The 2,438-nt window shown below is 35.6% G+C and carries 2 protein-coding genes and 1 pseudogene; 1 reads left to right on the top strand and 2 read right to left on the bottom strand.

Annotated features, from left to right (window positions below; genetic code table 11):
* Window positions 1-371: 371 nt before the first annotated feature.
* Complete coding sequence (locus tag VJJ03_RS11465; protein ID WP_009412222.1) at window positions 372-503, bottom strand: hypothetical protein; 132 nt, start codon at window positions 501-503, stop codon at window positions 372-374.
* Between the two features lie 101 nt (window positions 504-604).
* On the opposite strand from VJJ03_RS11465, the gene VJJ03_RS11470 reads away from it, so the two are divergent.
* Window positions 605-1,276 (top strand): transposase, encoded by a 672-nt coding sequence (locus tag VJJ03_RS11470; RefSeq protein WP_323975696.1) that lies wholly within the window; start codon window positions 605-607, stop codon window positions 1,274-1,276.
* Window positions 1,277-1,517: 241 nt separating this feature from the next.
* Here VJJ03_RS11470 and VJJ03_RS11475 read toward each other — a convergent pair.
* Window positions 1,518-2,438, bottom strand: a pseudogene (locus VJJ03_RS11475) (DNA methylase); the annotation flags it as partial.

Genomic DNA, 2,438 nt, shown 5'->3' on the forward strand with positions numbered 1-2,438 from the left:
TGAAAATTGATAAATTTGCGTGCAATATTACTAAAAATTCCGTGTATTGCAAAATAAAAAACAAGGTTTTTCAAAATGTTTTGTTATCTACTGATAATCATATAGATATAAAATATTTAGACACTTTTGTCTTTTTATGTTTTGGTTCGTTTTACAATAAAACGACTAATACTTTACCAATTTAGTGTTAGTAAAAGTTTGTAAAGTGAGCTTATAACAAAATCTATCTCACGCCTAAGAAATGTACTATCTCAATGAGATATAGCAAATTATAAATAAGTAATCCCCTATAGCTACCCTATATACGGAGATAATGTATATAGGGCGTATATAGGAGTTATATAGGCAATATAGGGGCTGCTGTGTTGCCCCTACATCCTGAATTTCACCCCTGATTTTACTTCCTGCTTTTCAGGAGTGTTATGCTGCTCTTGAGACTCTTGTTCCCCCTGCTCTACAGACTCCCCTTCCTCAGCACCACTACTCTCAGGAGTAATGGACAAGAGTATCCTACGGTCAATTGCGGCAAGGTCAATTTTAAGCTGGAAAGCTGTTTAAACTTTTTTAGAGAAGTAAAAGTTCCCGAAAATTAGTAATTTTGTGTTTGAGAAAAAACACCAAAATTCAGGAACTTTGGGCAAAGATACAAATAAATAAATGGATTATTTCCTTTTTAAGTGTAGGAAAAAGAGGATTTAAAAGTAATTTTGATTTAGCTTCAATATTTTTATTGATTCTCAAGAGATTAAAAACAGGGGTACAATGGAGAGAACTTCCAATTGAAAGCTATTTTGAAAAAGGTGAAATCTCTTGGCAAAATGTCTATTACTACTTCAATAAATGGAGTAAAGATGGTAGTTTTCAGCGAGTATGGTTGAATCTATTAAGTAAGAAGAAAAGAAAGTTAGATATGTCTTGCGTTCAATTGGACGGTAGTCATACACGTTGTCGGCAAAAAGGAGAATCTACAGGCTATCAAGCAAGAAAAAAATCCGTAACCACAAATAGCATTTTTTTGTGTGATAATAAAGGGCAAATGATAGCAATGGGGAGTCCTAAAGCTGGAAATCACAATGACTTATATGAAATAGAAGAAGTACTAAAAGAAATCTTAGCTTTATTAGAAGAAGCAGGAATAGAACACAAAGGTCTATTTCTCAATGCTGATGCAGGATTTGATAGCAAATCTCTTAGAGAGTTTTTAGAAAGCAAAGAAATTATAGCAAATATTAAACCTAATCCCCGAATATGGAAAGCAACCAGATGTTTATTTTGATGAAGAATTGTACAAAAATAGGTTTAAGATTGAACAAGCAAATGGTTGGCTTGACGGATATAAAGGTTTGATAATGAGATATGAGTATCTTGATGTAACTTGGATTGGAATGCTCTTATTAGGGTTTATATCCAAGTTCCTCAAAAAAGTTTAAACACGTTTAAAAATAAAGAAAACCAGCAAAACATCAGTTCTGCTGATTTTCAAAATGGAGATATACAGGTTCTTTAAGGAATAAACACTACATTTTAAACCCTCGTGAGTTTCTGTTAAGAGTCTCTCTTACAAACTCTTTTGTGGGAGTTGAAACTTCTTGAGTTTCGCTTTTTTGACTCTCTTGCGATAGTTCTTTATTGAGTTCTTCTGTCTCTTGTACCTTTTGTTTTTTGGCTCCTTCTTGTGCCTCTTGTGGAGTATCGGAGGAGAGTGAAAGTTGTATTTTCCTATCGAGGGCTGAGAGCTCAGTTTTAAGCTCGGAGAGCTGTGTTTCTTTGCCCCATACTTTTTCGATGATTTCCTTTAGAAGAGGAATATCCTTTTGAAAAAGAGCAATCTCTTTTTCTTCCTTTTCCATCATTGCTGGGATTTTCTCAATGGCATTGACAAAATTCATTACTGCCAAGTTAGGGTCACTTGCCAATCGTCCGTTGTTGTAGGTGTACTTGATACCACCTTCTCCTTGTACAAAAAAGCGGTTTTCTTTTAGGTCAAGTTCGTCTTTTTTGGAGACTTCAGTCTTAACTAATATCTGAAAACCATAGATACTTCCTATTTCTTGATATTCGCCTTTGGTACGGGCGTTTTGGGCATAGTCCTGTAACTTTTGCGCTAACTGCTTTACACTGCTCTTTTCCTCTAAGCCATTCAAACGCAAGGCATTGACTACCGAGCCATCTTCTCGGCGCACCGCTTTATCTGAAAAGTTTTGCCAATCCGTCTGAAAACGATACAAGCGATCTTGTAGGGCTTTCAAATCGCTACAGAGGTTATCTAAACGGTTTTTAGAGGTGTATTTAGAGCGTAAGAACGTTTGCTTTTCACTCTCTAAAGCCCCAATCTTCTTTTCCAACTTTGCTTTTTCGAGCAAATCGGTATTCCCTGAGAGGAAAGCTACATATTCAGAATAGTTCATTCCTGACTTTTCGTCCATCGCTCCCTCATC

The sequence above is a fragment of the Capnocytophaga sp. G2 genome (assembly GCF_035282625.1).
Taxonomy (GTDB): domain Bacteria; phylum Bacteroidota; class Bacteroidia; order Flavobacteriales; family Flavobacteriaceae; genus Capnocytophaga.